The 17,206-nt window shown below is 40.4% G+C and carries 18 protein-coding genes; all 18 read left to right on the top strand.

Translation table 11 applies throughout. The features are described from left to right. The first annotated feature begins 40 nt into the window (after nucleotides 1–40). Nucleotides 41–1,189, top strand: coding sequence for a thiolase family protein (locus V6670_RS07480; RefSeq protein ID WP_338653379.1), 1,149 nt, complete (start codon nucleotides 41–43; stop codon nucleotides 1,187–1,189). 14 nt (nucleotides 1,190–1,203) lie between these two features. Continuing rightward, the gene (locus tag V6670_RS07485) at nucleotides 1,204–1,971 is read left to right on the top strand and encodes a 3-hydroxyacyl-CoA dehydrogenase (RefSeq protein ID WP_141904067.1); all 768 of its coding nucleotides are present in this window, start codon (nucleotides 1,204–1,206) and stop codon (nucleotides 1,969–1,971) included. A gap of 88 nt (nucleotides 1,972–2,059) precedes the next feature. After that, on the top strand, nucleotides 2,060–3,685 hold the full coding sequence (locus tag V6670_RS07490; RefSeq protein ID WP_338653381.1) for a long-chain fatty acid--CoA ligase: 1,626 nt from the start codon (nucleotides 2,060–2,062) through the stop codon (nucleotides 3,683–3,685). A gap of 191 nt (nucleotides 3,686–3,876) precedes the next feature. Next, on the top strand, nucleotides 3,877–4,107 hold the full coding sequence (locus V6670_RS07495) for a hypothetical protein (RefSeq protein ID WP_016994411.1): 231 nt from the start codon (nucleotides 3,877–3,879) through the stop codon (nucleotides 4,105–4,107). 84 nt (nucleotides 4,108–4,191) lie between these two features. Further along, a complete protein-coding gene (locus tag V6670_RS07500) occupies nucleotides 4,192–4,965 on the top strand; it encodes a protein-glutamate O-methyltransferase CheR (protein ID WP_036123217.1) in 774 nt (257 codons plus the stop codon). A gap of 409 nt (nucleotides 4,966–5,374) precedes the next feature. After that, on the top strand, nucleotides 5,375–6,556 hold the full coding sequence (gene aroC / locus V6670_RS07505; RefSeq protein WP_141904069.1) for a chorismate synthase: 1,182 nt from the start codon (nucleotides 5,375–5,377) through the stop codon (nucleotides 6,554–6,556). A gap of 3 nt (nucleotides 6,557–6,559) precedes the next feature. Next, complete coding sequence (aroB, locus tag V6670_RS07510; protein ID WP_141904070.1) at nucleotides 6,560–7,651, top strand: 3-dehydroquinate synthase; 1,092 nt, start codon at nucleotides 6,560–6,562, stop codon at nucleotides 7,649–7,651. Then, nucleotides 7,648–8,016: a chorismate mutase gene (gene aroH / locus V6670_RS07515; RefSeq protein WP_036123206.1), complete on the top strand. Its 369-nt coding sequence runs from the start codon at nucleotides 7,648–7,650 to the stop codon at nucleotides 8,014–8,016. The genes aroB and aroH overlap by 4 nt, the downstream gene beginning before the upstream one ends. Before the next feature lie 18 nt (nucleotides 8,017–8,034). Then, nucleotides 8,035–9,135: a histidinol-phosphate transaminase gene (gene hisC, locus V6670_RS07520; RefSeq protein WP_338653384.1), complete on the top strand. Its 1,101-nt coding sequence runs from the start codon at nucleotides 8,035–8,037 to the stop codon at nucleotides 9,133–9,135. Next, nucleotides 9,132–10,229 (top strand): prephenate dehydrogenase, encoded by a 1,098-nt coding sequence (locus tag V6670_RS07525; protein WP_141904072.1) that lies wholly within the window; start codon nucleotides 9,132–9,134, stop codon nucleotides 10,227–10,229. The genes hisC and V6670_RS07525 overlap by 4 nt, the downstream gene beginning before the upstream one ends. Nucleotides 10,230–10,288: 59 nt before the next feature. Next, nucleotides 10,289–11,575, top strand: coding sequence for a 3-phosphoshikimate 1-carboxyvinyltransferase (aroA, locus tag V6670_RS07530; RefSeq protein WP_338653386.1), 1,287 nt, complete (start codon nucleotides 10,289–10,291; stop codon nucleotides 11,573–11,575). 95 nt (nucleotides 11,576–11,670) lie between these two features. Then, nucleotides 11,671–12,939, top strand: a complete 1,269-nt coding sequence (locus V6670_RS07535) for a tetratricopeptide repeat protein (RefSeq protein ID WP_141904074.1) — start codon at nucleotides 11,671–11,673, stop codon at nucleotides 12,937–12,939. A 14-nt stretch (nucleotides 12,940–12,953) separates the two neighbouring features. Further along, nucleotides 12,954–13,511 (top strand): ReoY family proteolytic degradation factor, encoded by a 558-nt coding sequence (locus tag V6670_RS07540; RefSeq protein WP_036123193.1) that lies wholly within the window; start codon nucleotides 12,954–12,956, stop codon nucleotides 13,509–13,511. 145 nt (nucleotides 13,512–13,656) lie between these two features. Next, the gene (locus V6670_RS07545; protein ID WP_036123190.1) at nucleotides 13,657–14,106 is read left to right on the top strand and encodes a YpiF family protein; all 450 of its coding nucleotides are present in this window, start codon (nucleotides 13,657–13,659) and stop codon (nucleotides 14,104–14,106) included. A 154-nt stretch (nucleotides 14,107–14,260) separates the two neighbouring features. Further along, a complete protein-coding gene (locus V6670_RS07550) occupies nucleotides 14,261–14,767 on the top strand; it encodes a ubiquinol-cytochrome c reductase iron-sulfur subunit (protein ID WP_036123187.1) in 507 nt (168 codons plus the stop codon). A 19-nt stretch (nucleotides 14,768–14,786) separates the two neighbouring features. Next, nucleotides 14,787–15,461, top strand: coding sequence for a cytochrome b6 (locus tag V6670_RS07555; RefSeq protein ID WP_036123184.1), 675 nt, complete (start codon nucleotides 14,787–14,789; stop codon nucleotides 15,459–15,461). 41 nt (nucleotides 15,462–15,502) lie between these two features. Then, complete coding sequence (locus tag V6670_RS07560) at nucleotides 15,503–16,276, top strand: menaquinol-cytochrome c reductase cytochrome b/c subunit (protein ID WP_036123182.1); 774 nt, start codon at nucleotides 15,503–15,505, stop codon at nucleotides 16,274–16,276. Between the two features lie 315 nt (nucleotides 16,277–16,591). Continuing rightward, on the top strand, nucleotides 16,592–17,188 hold the full coding sequence (locus V6670_RS07565; protein ID WP_338653394.1) for a DUF1405 domain-containing protein: 597 nt from the start codon (nucleotides 16,592–16,594) through the stop codon (nucleotides 17,186–17,188). The last annotated feature ends 18 nt before the right edge of the window (nucleotides 17,189–17,206 follow it).

Genomic DNA, 17,206 nt, shown 5'->3' on the forward strand with positions numbered 1-17,206 from the left:
AATAAACTGTGAAGGATGACAAGGAAAAGGGGTTATGGATATGAGAGAAGTGGTAATCGTAGCAGCTGTACGAACTGCTGTAGGGCGTAGCAAGGGAGCATTAAGTCAAGTTCGAGCGGATGATTTAGCAGCAGATGTGTTACAGGAGGCTGTAAGGCGAGCAGGGGTTGACAAGGAACAAGTGGATGATGTCATATTAGGCTGTGTAACGCAAACAGCTGAACAAGGGGGGAATATTGCACGGACAGCTTTATTGATGGCTGGCTTTCCAGATAGTGTGCCAGGGGTAACCATTGATCGTCAATGTGGCTCTAGCCAACAGGCCGTCCATTTTGCAGCACAGGCCATTCTAGCAGGGGATATGGATATTGTCATTGCTGGTGGCGTGGAAAGTATGTCAAGGGTACAGATGGGGTCAAACATGCAAAATGCACATGCTGGCAAACGCTTACAGGAGAATTATGATATTATCCATCAAGGATTATCAGCAGAGAAAATCGCCTCACAATGGTCTTTATCAAAAGAACAGCTCAATAGCTATGCTTATCAAAGCCATCAACGAGCAATCGCTGCTATTGAAGCAGGTCATTTCAAAGATGAAATACTACCTATTCGAGTTCCACAGGAAGATGGATCAGTGACAACATTTACTGTTGATGAAGGTCCTCGTGCAGAAACAACAGTCGATATTTTAAATGGGCTAAAAACTGTTTTTCAAGAGGATGGTGTTATTACTGCTGGCAATGCAAGTCAGATGAGTGATGGGGCATCAGCGGTAGTGGTGATGTCCTTGGATAAAGCTCAGGAACTTGGTATTCAGCCACTTGCTAAAATTGTGACAAGAGTGGTCGTAGGCTCTGATCCAACATTAATGTTAACAGGGCCAATCGAAGCTACGAGAAAAGCGCTAGAACGATCAGGTCTCAACATAGAGGATATCGACACATATGAGGTAAATGAAGCCTTTGCACCAGTACCGCTCGCATGGCTACAGGACATGGGTGGAGATCCGAAGAAGCTCAATCCTGATGGGGGAGCGATTGCATTAGGGCATCCATTAGGGGCAACTGGTACAAAATTGTTAACGACTATGTTATATCGCATGGAGCGAGAGAATTATCGTTACGGCTTACTGGCAATCTGTGAGGGTATGGGGATGGCAAATGCCACGATCATCGAAAAAATGTAAGGGGGATATGTTTGATGAAACATCATGAAGTGGTAGCGGTAGTAACGGGTGGTGCTTCAGGTTTAGGGGAGGCAACTGTCCGTCACCTTGTTGAACGAGGTGGCAAAGCGGTTGTTTTTGATGTCAATGATGAACGTGGACAAGCTCTAGTAGAGGAATTAGGGCAAAATGTCATCTATGCACGAGTGGATGTTACGAAGGAGGAGGAGGTGGCAACAGGTCTTGAGCAGGCCATTGCAGCATTTGGCAAGATTAATGTAGCAGTGAATTGTGCTGGCATTGCTGATGCGAGTAAAGTGATTTCGAAGCGAGGCGTACATGCCCTTGCTTTATTTGAAAAAGTGATCACTGTTAATTTAATTGGTACATTCAATGTCATCCGTCTAGTCGCGGAGAAAATGCAGCACAATGAGTCGAATGAGGATGGGCAGAGAGGTGTTATTATTAATACTGCGTCCGTGGCCGCATTTGATGGTCAAATTGGACAAGCAGCTTATAGTGCGTCAAAGGGTGGAGTGGCAGCGATGACATTGCCAATTGCACGAGAACTTGCGGAGATCGGTGTACGTGTGATGACCATCGCGCCAGGTTTAATTGAAACACCGATGTTTGCTTCGTTACCTGAGCCTGCAAGAACAGCTCTTGCTCAAATGACACCATTCCCTAAGCGACTTGGAAAACCTTCGGAGTATGCCCTTTTAGTTGAAAGTATTATCCATAATGGTTTGTTAAATGGTGAGGTCATTCGTCTGGATGGTGCGATCCGTATGCAGCCTAAGTAACAACAACAATATTTAATTTTTGAATTGGTTTGTCGCAGCTAGTAGTCTTGGTCGTTTCAAAATTTGATGTATGAAGGGACGCGGTATAATGCATATGATGGACACACCTTTATTATTAACAAGTTTTTTGAATCGCGCAGAACGATTTTTTCATTCGAAGAAAATTTATTCTAGAACAAGTGCGACAACTATTCATGAGTTTATGTATAAAGAATATGTCAAACGAACGCGCCGATTAGCCGATGCACTTACCAAGCTTGGAATGGAGCGAGGTATGAAGGTGGGCACATTTGCTTGGAATCACCATCGACATTTGGAAGCCTATTTTGCAGTCCCATGTGCAGGGGCAGTACTGCATATGATTAATATTCGGTTAGCACCTGAGCACATTGCTTATGTCATCAATCATGCAGAGGATGAAATATTACTAATTGATGATAATCTAGTACCACTTATTGCACCAATCGTGTCACAGCTGAAAACGGTAAAACATTTTATCATTATGGGAGATGCTGTTGCAGTCGAATCTATCCCCATTCCAAATGCTCTTTCCTATGAGGCTTTGCTCGCTGAGGCCAATGAACATTTCGTATTCCCAGAAGATTTAGATGAAAATACACCTGCTGGCATGTGCTATACAAGTGCAACGACAGGCATGCCCAAGGGAGTTGTTTATACTCATCGTAGCATCGTTCTTCATAGTTTAACGGCAGGCCTTGCTGATAGTATTGCTATTTGTGAATCGGATGTAGTGTTACCAGTTGTCCCAATGTTCCATGCTAATGCATGGGGATTACCTTTTGCCAGTGTTGCATTTGGTGCTACACAGGTCTTACCAGGTCCGATGTTTACACCACAGCTTTTACTTGAGTTATTTGACGTATATAAAGTAACGTTGACGGCAGGAGTACCTACGATATGGCTAGGAGTTTTACAGGAGCAACGTCAAAATCCGCGTGACTTATCATCGATGCGATTAATTGTTTGTGGGGGATCTGCCTCACCAATTGGCCTAATTCGAGGCTTTGAACAAGAACTCAATATCCCTTACATGACAGGCTATGGTATGACCGAGACATCACCGCTCGTAAGTCTCTCCACCTATTTAACCCATATGCAAGACTACACAGATGATGAGAAAATGCATGTTCGAATTACGCAAGGTATGACCATGCCTCTAATTGAAACACGGGTGGTCAATGAACATGGTGAAGTGCCATGGGATGGCAAAACGATGGGAGAACTAACGATTCGAGGTCCGTGGATTGCTAATGAGTACTATCATGATGAGCGCACAGATGAAGCCTTTAAAGATGGTTGGCTCTATACAGGCGACATCGCGGTGATGACAGCAGATGGCTATATAAAAATTACCGATCGTACAAAGGATTTAATTAAGAGTGGTGGCGAATGGATTTCTTCCGTAGAGCTTGAAAATGCATTGATGTCCCATCCAAAAGTATTTGAGGCTGCTGTTATTGCTATTCCGCATGAAAAATGGTTGGAGCGACCATTAGCCTGTGTGGTAGCGAAGCCTGAATTTAAAGAATCGATTACCAAGGCAGAGCTACTAGAGAGTTTACAGCAGCAATTCCATAAAACGTGGATTCCTGATGATATCGTCTTCATTGAAGAGGTACCGAAAACGTCAGTAGGTAAATTCCTAAAGGCCAAATTACGAGAAGATTTAAAGGCGTATCGCGTACAAGTTTAATACAATGGCTAGCATGAAGGTAGTGAAAAACTACCTTCATTTTTTGTGCGGAATTTATTATATATCAGCGCGTCTGAACAACTACTGACTAATGCAAAAAATATTGTATTGAGAGGAGATAAATTCCTGAAAAATGAAACTATTTTTTCCATTTTGCCGTATAATCTTAGTAACGAAAGGATGTGGATGGATTGTCAATTGCCATTGTAGCGATTATTGGAGGCGTCATTATTTCATTAGCGGGGATTTTTACAGACGCTCGCACAAGACAACAAAAAATTAAACTGAAGGCTGTTGAGAAAGAAGTAGAGTTAGAAAAGCTTAGATTGGAAACGTATACGATAGAAACAGAAAAAATGCGCCTAGAATTAGAACAGTCGAAAGTGTTACTATTAGAAGAAAAACAAAATGCAAGCAAGTAGATTGGCTTACCCAAGAAAGACTATTTCAGGATTGGGACTTTTCCGCTATAATGGAAATACGACGCTAGAGGGGAAGATGACCATATGTCTGATTATGAACAATTTATAGAAGGTATTAAGCGCAAAACAGGAATAGATTTAGCGTTATATAAAGAAGCGCAAATGAAAAGACGATTAACCTCTCTTTATGAGAAAAAAGGCTATCGTAATTTTGTAGACTTTCTAAAGGCACTTGAACAAGATCGTGATTTAATGAATGAATTTTTAGATCGTATGACGATTAATGTTTCTGAATTTTATCGTAATGGAAAGCGTTGGGAAGTATTACAAAAGAAAATCTTGCCGAAGCTGTTACAAACAAATAAGCGTTTAAAAATTTGGAGTGCTGCTTGTTCAACAGGAGAAGAGCCATATTCTTTAGTAATGGTATTATCTCAATTGGTGCCTTTATCTCAAATTCAAATTATTGCTACTGATTTAGATGAGAATGTCATACAAAAAGCGAAATTAGGTGTTTATCCTGAACGTTCTTTAGCAGAGGTGCCAAGTGACATTAAAGCAAAGTATTTTGAACAAGAGGGCTCCTACTATCGAGTGAAGGATGAAATTAAGCGTTGTGTAACCTTTAAGAAACATAATTTACTGAATGATTCCTACGACAGCCATTATGATTTAATTGTTTGTCGCAATGTCATGATCTATTTCACAGAAGATGCAAAAGATCAAATTTATAATAATTTTAGTAAAGCCCTGCGCAAAGATGGTATTTTATTTGTTGGCTCAACAGAGCAAATTTTTAATCCAGCACGTTATGAATTTGATGTAGAGGACACGTTCTTCTATCGGAAAAATAGCTAATAATATGGATGAAAAGCTTTGTACAAATGACCAAAATAGTCTTGTACATATAGTAAGCAAGCATTAAACATAGATATTTCATACGCTTTTCGCTTATCATAAGCAAAGGCGTATTTTTTATAAAATTTAGCACTTCACTTTAGTAGTGCAACGAGTACTTTGTCAAATGCATGTTGTATCGAAGGCGAAACGTCAGCGGCAATTATGCTGTAGCGTAATGGATAAAATTCAGCACGCCATATTTCAGTAGTACACCGATTTCCTTTATAGACGTCGTTCAGAATATTCGCATTTAGAATGATGGAAATGGGGTGTACTGAAAAGACATTTGTAAAAGGACTGTTTTTTTAAAGAATATATGTTATAGTGAAAAATACATACTTTAGCGAGTTGAAGGGAGAAAGTGTTTATGCGTTACTTAACAGCAGGAGAGTCACACGGACCTCAATTAACGACAATTATTGAGGGTTTACCGTCACTCTTACCCATTACAGCAGAAAAAATTAATCATGATTTAAAACGACGCCAAGGAGGTCATGGACGGGGGCGCCGAATGCAAATCGAAACAGATACAGTAGAGATTGTTGCTGGTGTTCGACATGGTCAAACACTTGGATCTCCTGTCGCACTAGTTGTAACAAATGATGACTGGAAGCACTGGACTAAAATTATGGGTGCTGAGCCATTAGCAGATGATATCAATCCTGAAGATATTAAGCGTCAAATTTCACGACCTCGTCCAGGTCATGCGGATTTAGTTGGGGGCATGAAATATGGTCACCGTGATTTACGCAATGTATTAGAGCGTTCTTCTGCACGTGAAACAACTGTGCGTGTAGCAGTTGGCTCTGTGGCAAAAGCTTTACTGAATGAATTAGGCATTTCCATTGTTGCACATGTGACTGAAATCGTAGGAATTAAGGCAGATACATCTGTACTAGAAGGAAAAACAACAGAAGAAATTCGTGCTATTGTTGAAGCAGATCCTTGTTACTGTGTTGACCCTGTAGCGTCTGCCAAAATGGTAGAGGCTATTGATGAGGCGAAAAAAGCTGGAGATTCTATCGGTGGTGTTGTAGAAGTCATTGTCGAAGGTATGCCAGCAGGTGTCGGCTCTTATGTGCATTATGATCGTAAGCTTGATGCGAAACTAGCAGCAGCCATGCTATCTATCAATGCATTTAAAGGTGTAGAATTTGGTCTAGGTTTTGAAATGGCACGACGTAAAGGCTCTGAAGTGCATGATGAAATTATTTGGTCTGAAGAAGAGGGCTACACACGAGCAACGAATCGACTCGGTGGCTTAGAGGGCGGTATGTCAACAGGAATGCCAATTGTCGTCCGTGGTGTCATGAAACCAATTCCTACATTATACAAACCATTACAAAGTGTGGATATCGAAACAAAAGAGCCATTTAAAGCAAGCGTTGAGCGCTCTGATAGCTGTGCAGTACCCGCAGCATCTGTAGTCGCAGAACATGTTATTGCCTGGGAAATAGCGAATGCTATTTTGGAGCAATTCCATAGTGATCAACTACCTCAATTACAAGCTCAAATTGACGAGCATCGTCAATATACAAAGGGGTTCTGATTTATGCGTGTACCAGTTGCAACAAAATCGCATCAGTATGAAGTTGTTCTCGGTCATCAATTTCTAACTGAAGCTGTTCAAGCATTTGCAGATAAACTTCAAAAAGCAGATAAGCTGATCGTATTTACAGATAGCAATGTTTGGGCTGCACAGGGAGATTATTTCAAGGCAAATTTCCCATATGATTTTGAGGTTTTTATTTTACCTGGTGGTGAAGCCTGTAAAACCTTTGAACAATACAATGCTGCTCAAACATTTTTATTGGAACAAAAATGCTCGCGAAAATCATTTGTTTTTGCTTTTGGGGGTGGAGCTGTCGGCGATTTAACAGGCTTCGTTGCGGCAACCTATATGCGTGGAATTCCTTTTATTCAAATTCCAACGACCATTTTAGCCCATGATTCTGCAGTTGGCGGTAAAACAGCTATTAATCATCCGTTAGGAAAGAATATGATTGGTGCATTTTATCAGCCTGAAGGTGTTATTTACGATACTGCTCTTACCGAAAGCTTATCCGAGCGTGAAGTGCGTTCAGGAACAGCAGAGTTAATTAAACATGCGATGATTTCTGATTCTATTTGGTTAGAGGAATTAATGACAGCTGATTCAGTGATTCATTTTAATCAAAATGAGCTGGCCAAGCAGCTGAAAAAAGGAATTGAAGTGAAAGCTCAAATCGTAGCTGAGGATGAAACAGAACAGTCCGTTCGGAAATTTTTAAACTTAGGCCATACATATGGACATGCAATTGAGGCGGCAGCTGGTTATGGCAAAGTAGCACATGGAGAAGCCGTAATGATGGGGTTGGTCTATAGCCTATTGTTAAGCGAGCGTTACGGAAAGCTGGAGCGAGCGTTCACCAAGACATTTTTACAGTTCGCAGTGAAAAATGGCTATCCATTTGAGCCTGTGAATGATTATTCATTTGAACAGTTAACTAGTTATTTAATGAAAGATAAAAAAGTGGAATACGGTATTTTACAGTTCGTTCTTTTGGAAGAAATAGGTAAACCCTTTGTGAGAGCCGTTGATTTAGAAGAATGCAGAGAAGTAGATGCCGAATATAGACAGTTATTAGCGGAGGTGCTTGTATGATTCGTGGACTTAGAGGAGCAATAACAATTGAATCTGACAGGCCAGAGCTTGTATGGGATGAGACAGCAAGATTAGTGCGTGAGGTTGTGGCAGCAAATCATGTGGAGATCGATGATATTGCATCAATCCTTATTTCTACAACGCCAGATATTACCTCTGCATTTCCTGCCCGTGCAGTACGCTTGATGGACGGCTGGCAATATGTCCCTGTGATGTGTACACATGAAATGGATGTGCCGAACGCTTTACCTTTATGTATTCGTGTATTAATTCATGCGAACGTAGAGGTAGCCCAAAAAGATGTAAAGCACTTGTATCTCAACGATGCAGTGAAATTAAGACCAGATTTGGCGCAGGCTAAATAAGTAGAGGAGATGTTTTAGATGAAGTGGAAACAACAATTGGACGGTATGCAAGCATATAAACCAGGGAAACCAATTGAAGAAGTACAACGTGAATACGGCTTAAAGGAAGTCATTAAATTGGCATCGAATGAAAATCCGTTTGGGTGCTCACCTAAGGTAACAGCTTATTTACAAAATAATGCAGTGAATCATGCCCTTTATCCAGATGGCTATGCACAAAATTTACGTACAGCTGTTGCGGATCATCTAGGTGTCAAGGAAACACAGCTTCTTTTTGGCAACGGCTCTGACGACATTATTGCTATTATTACGCGTGCACTGTTGTATCCAGGAGTAAATACGATTATGGCGGATCCTTCCTTCTCTCAATACTGGCACAACGCTGAAATTGAAGGTGCTGAGGTACGAAAAATTCCTTGTATTGAAGGTGCCCACGATTTGGATAGCATGGCAGCTGCAATTGATGACCAAACATCGATTGTTTGGGTATGTAGTCCAAATAATCCTACAGGAGTTGTCATACCTGATACGGCATTACGTGCTTTTCTTGCAAAAGTACCAAGCGATGTCCTTGTCGTTTTGGATGAAGCTTACATTGAATATGTAACACATCCTGGCCATAAGGATACGTTACCAATCATCGATGAATATCCGAATGTACTTTTATTACGTACATTTTCTAAAGCCTATGGACTAGCTTCATTCCGTGTTGGCTATGCGATTGGGCAAGCTGGCGTTATTGCTAAGCTTGATCCTGTTCGCGCACCATTTAATAATACAATCTTAAGTCAAGCTGTGGCAGCTATTGCACTCAGCGATCAAGCTTACATTGAAGCATGTCGTGAAGCCAATGAAAACGGCAAAAAGCAATATGTAGAATTCTGTGAAAAGCATAATTTAAAATACTTCCCATCTGATACGAACTTTATTTTCTTTGATACTCAAGCTGATAGTGATGTTGTATTCCAAGAGCTGATGAAAAGAGGCTTTATTGTCCGCAGTGGCAATGCTCTAGGATTACAAGGGTTTATCCGTGTTACAATTGGTACAGAGGCACAAAATGCAGCATTACTTAGCCAGCTTGACGAAGTATTAACACAGCAAGGAGTATTTGCATGACACGCAAAGTACTCGTTATTGGGCTAGGCTTAATCGGCGGTTCGATTGCCCTTGCTTTGCAAAAAGCACCCGAAACAAAAATTATTGGCTATGATATGGATACACAAACACGTGAGCATGCAAAAACATTAAATATTGTGCATGAGATTGTCACAGATCCGCAGGCTGTTGCGGCAGATGTCGATATCATTATCTTTGGTACACCTGTTAATGCAACACTTGTGTGGATGGAGCAATTAAAATCATGGCCATTAAAAAATAAAGTCATTGTAACAGATACTGGGAGTACAAAAAAATTAATTATGCAAAAGGCCAGCGAATTACGTGAGCTTGGCATTACATTCATTGGTGGACATCCAATGGCAGGTTCTCATAAAAGTGGTGTGTTGGCTGCAAAGGCGCATCTTTTTGAAAATGCGTATTATATGCTGACGCCGCTTGCTGGAGAAGAAATCGTTCATATGGCAAAGCTTGAAAGTTTGCTCAAATTTACACATGCAAAAGTAGTCAGTGTATCTGCGAGTGAACATGATCATATGACAGCTGTGGTGAGTCACTTTCCACATGTTATCGCGGCCTCACTGGTCCATCAATTAGGTGAGGAAAATGGAGAATACCCGATGACACGCTCACTTGCAGCAGGCGGTTTTCGTGATGTTACACGAATTGCTTCCTCGAACCCCGTTTTATGGCGAGATATTACGCTACAAAATCGTGAGGAGCTACTTACTCAGTTAGAAGGCTGGGAAAAAGAAATGACTCGCATTAAGGAACTGCTGACGGATGGTTCTTCACAGGCTATTGAAAACTATTTTTCTGTTGCCAAAGAGCTGAGAGATGAATTGCCGATTAGTGCAGGGGCCATGTATACGCCATTTGACTTATATGTTGATGTTCCTGACTATCCAGGCGTTATTTCAGAAGTGACGGGCTTGTTAGCGGATGAAGCGATCAGTATTACGAATCTACGAATCGTTGAATCACGTGAAGATGTTTTCGGTATTCTTGTTATTAGCTTCCAAAGCGAAAATGATCGCGAACGTGCTGCGGCATGTATCCAACAACGAGCAAATTTCGAAACGTATATTTCATAGCATAAGAAAGCGTCGGTATTTCGGCGCTTTCTATCTTCATATTGAAGGGAAGAAAGTTTATGAGTGAAAAAATTTTGCAATACAATAAGCCTTCTTTACAGGGCACTTTAACCATTCCAGGCGATAAATCTGTATCCCATCGTTCTGTCATGTTTGGAGCCATTGCTAGTGGGACAACGACAGTAGAGGGCTTTTTACTAGGGGAAGATTGTTTAAGTACAATCGATTGCTTCCAGAAGCTTGGCGTTCAAATTGAGGTCGAAGGAACTAATGTAACGATTCATAGTCCAGGCATGGATGGCTGGCAGGAGCCAACAGACGTGTTGTATACGGGTAACTCTGGCACAACAACACGCTTAATGTTGGGTATTTTAGCTGGTTCTTCGGTTCATTCCGTGATGACGGGAGATGCGTCTATCGGCAAACGACCAATGCGACGTGTGATAGACCCACTGCGTCAAATGGGTGCTCATATTACAGGGCGTGCTAACGGGCAGTACACACCCCTTGCTATACAAGGTACAAAATTACAGGCCATCGATTACAAGATGCCTGTAGCAAGTGCACAAGTGAAATCTGCTATTTTACTAGCAGGCTTGCGTGCTGAAGGAACAACGATTGTTAGAGAAATGGAAGTTTCACGAGATCACACAGAGCGAATGCTGCGACAATTTGGTGCACAGGTAGAAGTAGACAATGGCGTTGTCTCCATTGAAGGCGGACAGTCTCTCAGCGGGACACATGTTGCTGTTCCAGGGGATATTTCCTCAGCAGCCTTCTTCTTAGTGGCAGGAGCCATTTGTGAGCATAGTCACGTAACGTTAAAAAATGTTGGTATCAACCCAACGCGTGATGGCATTGTCGAGGTACTTGAAAAAATGGGCGCAACAATGACCGTGACACCAAATGAGGATAATCAAGCTGAACCTACAGCAACCATTCAAATGGCCACATCTACTTTAACAGGTACAACAATTGAGGGGGACATTATTCCTCGTTTAATTGATGAAATTCCGATCCTTGCCTTACTCGCTACGCAAGCACATGGTCAAACAATCATTAAAGACGCTGAGGAGCTAAAAGTGAAGGAAACGGATCGCATCACGGCGGTTGTAACTGAATTGAAAAAGCTAGGTGCACAAATAGAAGCAACAGAAGATGGAATGATCATTAATGGACCAACACCATTAAAAGGTGCAAGTCTTCGCACATACGGCGATCATCGAATTGGTATGATGGGGGCTGTCGCAGCTCTAATTTCGGATGGAGCCGTAACATTAGATGATGCACAATGCATTGCTGTATCCTACCCATCGTTCTTTGATCATATTGAGGCAGTGAAATAACAATTCAAGATAGACTCTCCAGCTTTTGGGGAGTTTTTTCTTGTTTCAATGGTAAATGTTTTGTAGCATAAAGGTATTAATGAAAGAATAGGTGAATGACTGTGAACAATGCGATGACTGAAATGATGCAAGCACTTGAACAAGGGGACTTAGCATTAATAGATCAGCTACTAGAATCATTTTTAACGAAGGAGCTACCTGAGGAGATTTATGCACTCGCTGAGATTTTTATGCAGTATGGGTACATGAAAGAAGCTGACCGTGTGCTGGAGCATTTACAATTTTTATTCCCAGAAGAGGCACAGTTAAAAATAGATCGTGCAAATGTATTAATGGAGCTTGGTGATGAAGATGAAGCATTGGATTTATTATTAGAAATTGAAGAAGCGTCACCAGAATATCCGCAAGCCTTATTAGTTCTAGCCGATTATTATCAAATGCAGGGGTTATTTGAGGTTGCAGAAAAACGTATAAATGAAGCATTAGCGATTTTACCTGACGAGCCGTTATTACATTTTGCTAAAGCAGAACTTTTATTTGAAACAGGTCGTTTTTTAGAAGCTGCAAGGTTGTACGAAGACTTATATGAGCAGCAAAATGAATTTGCAGGTATTCAACTTGTTGAACGATTGGCAGAGGTGTATCGTGCAGGGGCTGCCTATGAAACGGCTTTTGATTACTATGTCAAGGCCCTTGAGGATGAGGTAAAGCCAGATATTTTATTTGGAGCAGCTTATTCCGCTTTCCAATCACAAAAGTACGAGATGGCTATTAAACAACTAGAGGAATTGAAAGAATTAGATCCAGATTACTTCTCAGCCTATTTATTGCTTGCGGAAAGCTATGCTATGACAGAGGATAATAAAAAAGCTTATGCGGCCATTCAAGAGGGGCTAAAACGCGATGAATATGATAAATCACTGTATTTATTTGCTGGTAAAATGGCGTTGAAAAATGGTTTGCCAGAAGAAGCGGAGCAACATCTGCGAGAAGCTATAGCGCTGGATCCTGAGTACATGGAGGCGGTACTAGCCCTTATTTCTGTGTTGGGACAACAGGAGCGTCATGAGGATGTTATCGAATTATTTGAAACGCTACAGGAAAATGATTTTGAATGGAGCACATTATATCCATTTGCAGCAGAGGCATATGAAAATTTAGAATTGTACGACCGTGCATACGAATTTTACCGTTTGGCATATAATGATTTTAAGGAAGACGCAACATTTTTAGAAAAATATGTTTACTTCTTATTAGAGGAAGGAAAACGTTCAGAGGCAAAAGAGGTTCTTGGACAATTAATCAACATTCAACCGAGTGAACCAGAGTGGCAAGAGAAGTTAGAAGCCTTAGAATTTGAGTAAAGGAGGGAGTGGGTATGACTGCTTCTGTATCAGTTGTTGATAAAAAAGCATTTGTTCGATGGTTTTTAAAAAATTATCAATTGAAACGTCGTGAGTGTGTATGGATTTTAAATTATTTATTAAGTAATGATGACTTACTAAAAAGAATCCGATTTGTGGAAGAAGCTCACTATTGTCCTAGAGCGATGGTGATGTCGACAGTAGACTCAACAGGTGTACCTTTTCGTTTCTACAAAGGCAATGTGATGACAGCAGATGCCGAGAAGTCTTTCCATGATTTACGCTTACATGAACAAGAAGATATGTATATACAATTGAATTTTCCAAATATACCACCAAGTGCACAATACTTAGCAGTTCTCGAAGAAAACCCTTATATGCCAGAAACACTGCTAGTCAGTGAAAAAGATCGTTTACTGGCAGAAGAGCTGCTTTCCAATAGCTTACTCGTATTCCAAGAAGAAAAATTACTCGCACAAATCGATGAAGCCCTCGACCAGGGAGATGAAGAACGCTTTTATGAATTGTCTAATTTGTTACAAGCATTAAAGGAAACGGCTAATTTACGTTAATCATAGGTAAAAATTGAATGTCCTTTATCCACTTCAATATGGTAACATTACTAGTGAATGAATGATTGTTTTCACTTTTAATTGGGTATCCTATTTTAGAGTGGATAAGGGCATTTTTTATTTTGCGATAAAGGAGGTTTGTTGAATGTATTTTAATGCAAACGATGTGACATCGTTTCTGGCACAGAAGGATTTCATTGATACCGCCATTGTTCCGCTTGTATCCATCGATCTCTCTTCTGAAAAAATGAAACAGAGTGGTGCCGAAGTAGATTTTGTTATGTCTTTAACTTCGTTTATAGAGCAACAGTTCAAAGGCCGTTTATTAGTTATGCCACCATTTTCTTATATGACAAATTTAAAAAACGATGAATTTCCACAGCAATTAGAAGCACAATTACATAATGCTGGATTTAAGCATGTGTTCTTCATTACTTGTGACCATTATTGGACAAAGAGTGAAGAGAAAGTCAATATAGTTTGGTTACCAGCTATTCCGTTAGAAAGCATGGATGCAAGTGTGAAAAAATCTATTTTAGAAGATCAATTACGCCAGGTGATACCAATGCTTTCGACTAAATGGGCACAGATTTAACAATTAGTTTCAATAAATGTTCACATTCTCCAGCTTTCCACAGAATGCTATATTGACCAAGCTATGGACTTGATATATCATATATATGTCCTAGTATTACTATTTGTAAAAGTATGTCCGTTGGACTGACCTTTAAGTTAGAGGGGGGAAAATAATGAGTAATAATCGAGTTTCACGTCGTCAATTTCTAAGTTATACTCTTACTGGTGTAGGTGGATTTATGGCGGCAGGTATGTTAATGCCGATGCTTCGCTTTGCAATTGATCCAGTGTTACAAAAGCATGATGGTGGAGATTTTGTAGAAACAGAGCATAAAATCGCTGACCTCACTGAAGAGCCTGTCAAAGTTGACTTTTCATTCGAGCAAGTGGATGCATGGTACAAATCGAATGTTACAAACGTAGCGTGGGTTTATAAAAATGGCGATCAAATCATTGCTCTATCACCTGTTTGTAAGCATTTAGGATGTATGGTTGATTGGAGTGGAGATTCTGGACACCCAGATCAATTCTTCTGCCCATGTCACGCAGGTCGTTACGAGAAAAACGGGAAAAACGTTGCAGGTACACCGCCTCTAGGTCCGTTGGATGAATTTGAAGTACAAGAAAAAGATGGCTATTTAATGATTGGTCCAGCAAAAGCAAATACTCTAGTTAAATAAGTAAGGGGGTACGACAACAGTGCTAAATAAAATTTATGATTGGGTCGATGAACGCCTAGATATTACACCGATTTGGCGTGATATTGCCGACCACGAAGTGCCAGAGCACGTTAACCCTGCACATCATTTTTCAGCATTCGTTTATTGCTTTGGTGGATTAACATTCTTCATCACAGTAATTCAAATTCTATCTGGTATGTTCCTAACAATGTACTATGTACCAGACGTTGTGAATGCCTGGAAATCAGTTTATTATTTACAAAACGAAGTAGCATTTGGTGAAATCGTACGCGGTATGCACCACTGGGGAGCTTCATTAGTTATCGTAATGATGTTCTTACATACACTTCGTGTATTTTTCACAGGTTCTTATAAAAAACCTCGTGAGTTAAACTGGATGGTTGGTGTAGGTATTTTTGGTGTAATGATGGGTCTTGGCTTTACAGGATACTTATTACCATGGGATATGAAAGCATTATTCGCTACTAAAGTAGGTATCGAAATTGCTGCATCTGTACCGTTTATCGGTGGGATGATTAAAATATTATTAGCGGGTGACACTACGATTCTTGGTGCTCAAACGTTAACTCGATTCTTTGCGATTCATGTATTCTTCTTACCTGCAGTATTGTTTGGGTTACTTGCAGCGCACTTTATCATGATTCGTCGTCAAGGAATTTCAGGACCGTTGTAATTGTCTTGACGGTTCGATGATCTTTAAAAGGAGGGGACACTATGCATCGCGGAAAAGGAATGAAATTTGTCGGCGATTCTCGTATTAAAGCGAATCACAGAATGCCGAATGTTCCAAAGGATTATTCCGAATATCCAGGTAAGACGGAAGCTTTCTGGCCGAACTTCTTACTGAAGGAATGGATGGTAGGTGCTGTATTTTTAATTGGATACTTATTATTAACTGTCGCTCACCCGTCACCACTTGAAGGGCCGGCAGATCCAACTAGAGCATATACACCGCTACCGGACTGGTACTTCTTATTTATGTATCAACTTTTAAAATACTCATTTGCTTCTGGTCCATACAATGTAATCGGAGCTATTGTAATTCCAGGTCTTGCATTTGGAGCGCTATTATTAATGCCATTTTTAGACAAGGGTCCAGAACGTCGTCCATCTAAACGTCCATTACCAACAGCGTTCATGTTATTAACTTTAGCTGCTATGTTCTACCTAACTTGGGAGTCAGTTGTTAACCACGACTGGGAAGCTCAAAAAGCTATGGGTGCGATCGTAGAAACAGTTGAGTTCGACAAAGAATCAGAAGGTTATAAAGTTTACGCTGGTTCAGCATGTATTACATGTCACGGTGAAGGTTTAGAAGGTGGAGCTGGAGCGCCAACTCTAATGAACACAGGTTTAACTGCTGATCAAATTAAGGACATTGCTCATAACGGTACTGAGAGCGGTAAAATGCCACCAGGATTATGGACAGGTTCAGATGAAGATCTTCAAAAACTTGCTGAATTCATCGAAAGTTTAAAAGCAGAGTAATAGTAAAAGAGTCAGGGAACTGGCTCTTTTTTTCTACCTTGTTATACTATTGGGACTGAGAGCCAAGTTAAAAGGTTCCCTGGTATAAGAATTTTTAGCGAAAAATGTCGAAAAATATTTTTTGTCTGGATTCAGCAAGTATTAGTTGTATCGAAAGTGAAGCATCAGCGGCAAAATTAATGGGACAAATAAGCGCATTAAATCAACAAACTAACACATATTGATGGTGAGGAACAATTGAATGTAGAGGAATTGCTCTAGGAATTCAGAACAATACATAACGAATGTTTTTTAAGAACGGAAGGAGTTGACATCATGCAACTAACAAGAGCAAATATTTGGTATCTTCTGACCCATAAATCATTCTTAATAGCACTGCTCATTATTAATCTATTAGGGACAATTTACGGCTATTATTGGTACGGTTGGCAGCTGGCTATTACCAAGCCGATTTTTTATATTTTTGTTCCTGATAGCCCGACAGCTAGCCTATTCTTCTGTTTTGTGCTGATTGCGTGGATTATGGGAAAAAGCTGGCCACTAATGGAGGTGCTCGCTCTCGTTACATTGGTGAAGTATGGTCTTTGGGCAGATGTTATGAATATTTGGACATTGATTGAAACTGGTACCATTGGCTGGCAGGGCTGGATGTTAGTTGGATCACATTTTGCTATGGCAGTCCAAGCTATACTGTATTTGAAGAAGTATGTCTTCACTTATTGGCATGTAGCTATAGCAGCAGTGTGGACATTGCATAATGATGTCATTGACTATGTGTTTGGTCAAATGCCTATGTATCGAGATTTAGCTAAATACACAAGCTATATTGGTTACTTTACGTTTTGGTTATCCATTGCGTGTATTTTTCTTGCGATTTTCTCAATTAGGCAGCGCAAATATTTGCCGAATTAAGGTATAAATTATAGAATT

The organism is Lysinibacillus sp. Y5S-8 (assembly GCF_036894365.1).
GTDB lineage: Bacteria > Bacillota > Bacilli > Bacillales_A > Planococcaceae > Lysinibacillus > Lysinibacillus fusiformis_D.

Coding starts and splice junctions, on each gene's coding strand:
- V6670_RS07485 (WP_141904067.1), top strand. CDS start 1,204: ATGAAACATCATGAAGTGGTAGCGGTAGTAACGGGTGGTGCTTCAGGT.
- V6670_RS07560 (WP_036123182.1), top strand. CDS start 15,503: ATGCATCGCGGAAAAGGAATGAAATTTGTCGGCGATTCTCGTATTAAA.
- aroH (WP_036123206.1), top strand. CDS start 7,648: ATGATTCGTGGACTTAGAGGAGCAATAACAATTGAATCTGACAGGCCA.
- V6670_RS07565 (WP_338653394.1), top strand. CDS start 16,592: ATGCAACTAACAAGAGCAAATATTTGGTATCTTCTGACCCATAAATCA.
- aroA (WP_338653386.1), top strand. CDS start 10,289: ATGAGTGAAAAAATTTTGCAATACAATAAGCCTTCTTTACAGGGCACT.
- V6670_RS07490 (WP_338653381.1), top strand. CDS start 2,060: ATGCATATGATGGACACACCTTTATTATTAACAAGTTTTTTGAATCGC.
- aroB (WP_141904070.1), top strand. CDS start 6,560: ATGCGTGTACCAGTTGCAACAAAATCGCATCAGTATGAAGTTGTTCTC.
- V6670_RS07480 (WP_338653379.1), top strand. CDS start 41: ATGAGAGAAGTGGTAATCGTAGCAGCTGTACGAACTGCTGTAGGGCGT.
- V6670_RS07535 (WP_141904074.1), top strand. CDS start 11,671: ATGACTGTGAACAATGCGATGACTGAAATGATGCAAGCACTTGAACAA.
- V6670_RS07545 (WP_036123190.1), top strand. CDS start 13,657: ATGTATTTTAATGCAAACGATGTGACATCGTTTCTGGCACAGAAGGAT.
- aroC (WP_141904069.1), top strand. CDS start 5,375: ATGCGTTACTTAACAGCAGGAGAGTCACACGGACCTCAATTAACGACA.
- V6670_RS07550 (WP_036123187.1), top strand. CDS start 14,261: ATGAGTAATAATCGAGTTTCACGTCGTCAATTTCTAAGTTATACTCTT.
- V6670_RS07540 (WP_036123193.1), top strand. CDS start 12,954: ATGACTGCTTCTGTATCAGTTGTTGATAAAAAAGCATTTGTTCGATGG.
- V6670_RS07500 (WP_036123217.1), top strand. CDS start 4,192: ATGTCTGATTATGAACAATTTATAGAAGGTATTAAGCGCAAAACAGGA.
- V6670_RS07525 (WP_141904072.1), top strand. CDS start 9,132: ATGACACGCAAAGTACTCGTTATTGGGCTAGGCTTAATCGGCGGTTCG.
- hisC (WP_338653384.1), top strand. CDS start 8,035: ATGAAGTGGAAACAACAATTGGACGGTATGCAAGCATATAAACCAGGG.